Below are 4,525 nucleotides of genomic sequence, written 5' to 3'. Positions count from 1 at the left end.
TCGAACTTCCACACCCGTGAGGATACCAGCACCTGAAGCTGGCGCGTCTACCAATTCCGCCACCTGGGCTTTGCATTTGTATTGCGCTTGGGTTAAAGTGCCGCAAGCGAAAGGCGGCATTATATAAACCCTTTGAAAATTGTCAATCATGAAAACGAAGAAAAAAACAAATTTATTGAATCTTAGAGAAAAAGACCCGTTTTTGCAGCGGGAGCGGCAGAAATACGAACATCCGCTGCCCAGCCGCGAATGGATTATTCGCCTGTTGGACGATGCGGGCGTGCCGCAGAAAATTTCCGCGCTGGCCGAGCAGCTGTCGATCAGCGATGAAGAATACGAATTTTTCGAGCGCCGCATCAAGGCGATGGCGCGCGACGGCCAGGTGCTGATCAACCGGCGCAACCTGGTGTGCGTGGCCGACAAACTGGAAATCGTCAAATGCCGCGTCGAAGTGCATAAGGACGACTTGGGTTTTGCCGTGCCGCTCACCAACGACGGCGGCGGCGATTTCGTACTTTACGAGCGCCAGCTGCGCGGGCTGATGCACGGCGATTTGGTAACCGTGCGCCCCACCGGCGGCCGCGACCGGCGCGGGCGCCGCGAAGGGCAGGTGCTGGACATTATCGAGCGCGCGCAAACCGACGTCGTCGGCCGTTTTTATCTCGACCGCGGCGTGGCGGTGCTGGAAGCGGAAGACCGCCGATTGCACCAGCCGATTATTCTCGAGCCCGAATCGGTGGCCGAATTCAAGCCCGAATCCGGCCAGGTGATTGTGGCGGCGATCGAAAGCTATCCCACCAACCACCGCCCCGCCGTGGCGCGGGTAACCGAAGTGCTGGGCGACTATGCCGACAGCGGCATGGAAATCGAAATCGCCGTGCGCAAACACCACCTGCCGCACGAGTTTTCCGAAAACTGCGTTCAGGCTGCCGCCAAAATCCCCGAAAAAGTGCGCCCCGCCGACCGCAAAGGCCGCGAAGACTTGCGCGATCTGCCGCTGGTCACCATCGACGGCGAAAGCTCGCGCGATTTCGATGACGCCGTTTACGCCGAAAAACACGGGCGCAACTACCGCCTTATCGTCGCCATTGCCGACGTCAGCCACTATGTGCGCCTGCACGACGCCATCGACAGCGACGCCCGCGAACGCGCCACCAGCGTTTATTTCCCCCGCCGCGTCATCCCCATGCTGCCTGAAAGCCTGTCCAACGGCATCTGCTCGCTCAATCCCGACGTCGAGCGCCTGTGCATGGTGTGCGACATGACCATCACCTACGCCGGCAACGTCAAGTCCTACCGCTTCTACCCCGCCGTGATGCGCTCCCACGGCCGCCTGACCTACAACCAAGTGTGGGACTGGCTCGAGAGCGGCGCCGACAACCCCCACCGCAAAAATCTCGATACGCTCTACGCCCTGTATCAAGTTCTGCACAAAAAACGGCTCAAACGCGGCGCCATGGAATTCGAGACCACCGAAACCCAGATGCTGTTTGACGATCACGGCAAAATCGAGCGCATCGAACCCGTGCACCGCAACGATGCCCACAAGCTCATCGAAGAGTGCATGCTCGCCGCCAACGTCTGCGCCGCCGACTTCCTGCTGGCGCACAAACACCCCGGCCTGTACCGCAACCACGCCGGCCCCACCCCCGAAAAACTCGCCGTGCTGCACGAACAGCTCGCCCTGACCGGCCTGCAGTTGGGCGGCGGCGACAACCCCACCCCCAAGCACTACGCCGAACTGGCCGCCCAATTCGAAGGCCGCGACGACCGCGAACTGTTGCAAACCATGCTGCTGCGCTCGATGCAGCAGGCCGTGTACGAAGCGCAAAACCAAGGCCACTTTGGCCTTGCCTACGAGCACTACACCCACTTCACCTCCCCCATCCGCCGCTATCCCGACCTGGCCGTCCACCGCGCCATCAAAGCCGTGCTCGCCGGCAAAAACTACCGCGAAGACTCCTGGCCCTCGCTCGGCGCCCACGCCTCCTTCTGCGAGCGCCGCGCCGACGAAGCCAGCCGCGATGTCGAAAACTGGCTCAAAACCTACTACATGCGCGACAAAGTCGGCGAAACCTTCACCGGCCGCATCTCCGGCATGAGCACCTTCGGCATCTTCGTTACCCTCGACAACATCCACACCGAAGGCATGGTGCACGTCAGCGACCTGGGCGAAGACTACTTCAACTACCGCCGCGACATCATGGCGATGGTCGGCGAGCGCAGCGGCATCCGCTTCGATATGGGCGACAGCGTAACCGTCCGCGTCGTCCGTGCCGATTTGGAAACCAGCCGCATCGACCTTACCTTGGTCAGCGGCGGCTACAGCGGCAAGCGCAAAAAACGCAGCGCCGACGGCACTGCCAAATCCGCCAAAACCGGCAAAAACAAAAGGCAGCCTGAAAGCCCCAAAACGCCCGCCAAACGCAGCAAAAAGCAGCCTGAAAAACCGGCTAACGGCAAACGCGGCAAAACCCCCAAAGCCCCGGCCAAAGGCAAACCCGCCGCCGCCAAGCCTGCCGTCCAATCTGTTGCCAAACCAGCTGCCAAGCCCACCAAAAAAGCCGCCGCGCCCAAAACGCGCAAACGCAAATAACCTAGGGCAGCCTGAAAGCCCGTCTGCACGGTTTTCAGGCTGCCTTTGCAGCAAGAAGCGTAGGCTGGGTCTAGACCCAGCTTTCAGGCTGCTTTACGGTTCCTTGGCTCCCATCCCGAGCTACATTTACCAAAAACCCCAAAGGCAGCCTGAAACCCCGTCCCCACCGTTTTCAGGCTGCCTTGCCCATCCCAAAGGAGAACCCGTGAATATCGTTTTTCTCGACAGCGGCACGCTGCCCGCGCGGCCGCTGCGTTTTGATTTCCCGCACACGCTGCAAAACCACCCGCACACCGCGCCCGATCAGACTGCCGCGCGGCTGGCCGGCGCCGATATCGTGATTACCAACAAAGTCGCCATCCGCGCCGAACACTTTGCCGCCAATCCGCAGCTGAAACTGGTGGCGTTGGCGGCCACCGGCTACGACAACGTCGATTTGGCCGCCGCGCGCGCCGCCGGCGTTGCCGTCTGCAACGTGCGCGATTACGGCAGCGATAGCGTTGCCGAACACGCCTTTATGCTGCTGCTCGCCCTGATGCGCAACCTGCCCGCCTACCGCCGCGACGTTGCCGCCGGCGCCTGGCGCCAAGCCGCCCATTTCTGCCATTTCGGCGCGCCGATACGCAATCTCAACGGCAAAACCCTTGCCATCTTCGGTCGCGGCAGTATCGGCCGCCGGCTCGCCGGCTATGCCGAAGCCTTCGGCATGAACGTGCTGTGGGGCGAGCGCAAAGACGCCGCCGCCGTACGCCCGGGCTATACCGCCTTTCAGGCTGCCTTGTCGCAGGCCGACGCCGTTTCGCTGCACTGCCCGCTCAACGATTCCACCCGCCATATGATCGGCGAGAACGAACTGCGGCAGATGAAGCCGCAGGCGGTGCTGGTCAATGTCGGCCGCGGCGGCCTGGCCGACGAGCAGGCGGTGCTCGCCGCACTCAAATACGGCATGCTCGGCGGCGCCGGCTTTGATGTGCTGAGCCAAGAGCCGCCCTCAGAAGGCAACCCGCTGCTCTCGCAACTGCCCAATCTGATCGTTACCCCGCATGTGGCATGGGCGGCGGCGGAAACCGTCGAAAACCTGACGCAGATGCTCGAAGCCAATATCAACGCCTTTGCCGCCGGCCGCCCGCAAAATCTGCTGTAGCGCCGGCCGCGCAGGACTTGGGCGCATAAAAAAGCAGCCTGAAAACCGGATCGGCGGTTTTCAGGCTGCTTTGGTTTTGCCCTAAAGTGTGTTGGCGTGGCGCAAACCGAGACGGCTCAGTCGCGGCACGAACCCTTGCCGTCGATACACGGCAGCGTGGCGATTTCGCGTTCGCGGCCGCTGCCGCCGTACAGCGTCCACACATGGCGGCCGTCGGGATGAAGCACCAGCACCGAGTTGGCAACGATATGCCGCTCCATCCATTCTTTCGGAAACGCCGACATATCGCCCGTCTGCCCCGCTTTCACGCCGTCGGCCACTTTCTCGTCGCTGTCCACCAGCCACAGCCAGGCATCCGGCTCGCTGCGGTGGATATCCTGCGCCAGCGTTACCAGTTCGGCATCGCCGCTGCCGGCGGGCACCAGCACATAAAGATAGCGGAAACGGCTGTTCACTTCGCCAACGATTTGCCATTGCGGCGCGGCTGTGGCTGCGGCGCTTGCAGCGGGCGCAGACGTAGCAGCAGGCGTAGCTGCGGACGCGGGCGCAGTTTCCCGCTCCACATTGCTTTGCCCGCAGGCGGCAAGCAGCAGCAGGGCGGCGGTTAATGCGGTTTTTTTCATGTCTTTTCCTTTAAAACGGTTAATGGAACGGGGGCAACAGGCTGGCACCTGTACTCGATATTGTTCCGCAAGGGGCGCTCTGCATGGCTTTTCAGACGGCCTTTGCGGTTTTAATGCTTCGTTGTCGGATGCGCAAATCCGGCCTACGGGAACTTTTGCTTT

General features: G+C 61.7%; 3 protein-coding genes. 2 read left to right on the top strand and 1 reads right to left on the bottom strand.

Annotated elements, in window-relative coordinates; translation table 11 throughout:
- Positions 1-148: 148 nt before the first annotated feature.
- On the top strand, positions 149-2,596 hold the full coding sequence (gene rnr, locus MB824_RS00350; RefSeq protein ID WP_238744840.1) for a ribonuclease R: 2,448 nt from the start codon (positions 149-151) through the stop codon (positions 2,594-2,596).
- A 205-nt stretch (positions 2,597-2,801) separates the two neighbouring features.
- Positions 2,802-3,740 carry a D-2-hydroxyacid dehydrogenase gene (locus tag MB824_RS00345; RefSeq protein WP_238744987.1) on the top strand — a complete coding sequence of 313 codons (939 nt, stop codon included), beginning with the start codon at positions 2,802-2,804 and terminating at the stop codon, positions 3,738-3,740.
- 116 nt (positions 3,741-3,856) lie between these two features.
- Here the strand turns inward: MB824_RS00345 and MB824_RS00340 are convergent, their stop codons facing one another.
- The gene (locus MB824_RS00340) at positions 3,857-4,363 is read right to left on the bottom strand and encodes a hypothetical protein (RefSeq protein WP_238744838.1); all 507 of its coding nucleotides are present in this window, start codon (positions 4,361-4,363) and stop codon (positions 3,857-3,859) included.
- Positions 4,364-4,525 lie beyond the last annotated feature (162 nt).

The sequence above is a fragment of the Kingella pumchi genome, assembly GCF_022288825.1.
GTDB classification, from domain to species: Bacteria; Pseudomonadota; Gammaproteobacteria; order Burkholderiales; family Neisseriaceae; genus Kingella_D; species Kingella_D pumchi.
This window is presented reverse-complemented; position numbering and strand designations above follow the sequence as displayed.

Coding starts and splice junctions, on each gene's coding strand:
- rnr (WP_238744840.1), top strand. CDS start 149: ATGAAAACGAAGAAAAAAACAAATTTATTGAATCTTAGAGAAAAAGAC.
- MB824_RS00340 (WP_238744838.1), bottom strand. CDS start 4,363: ATGAAAAAAACCGCATTAACCGCCGCCCTGCTGCTGCTTGCCGCCTGC.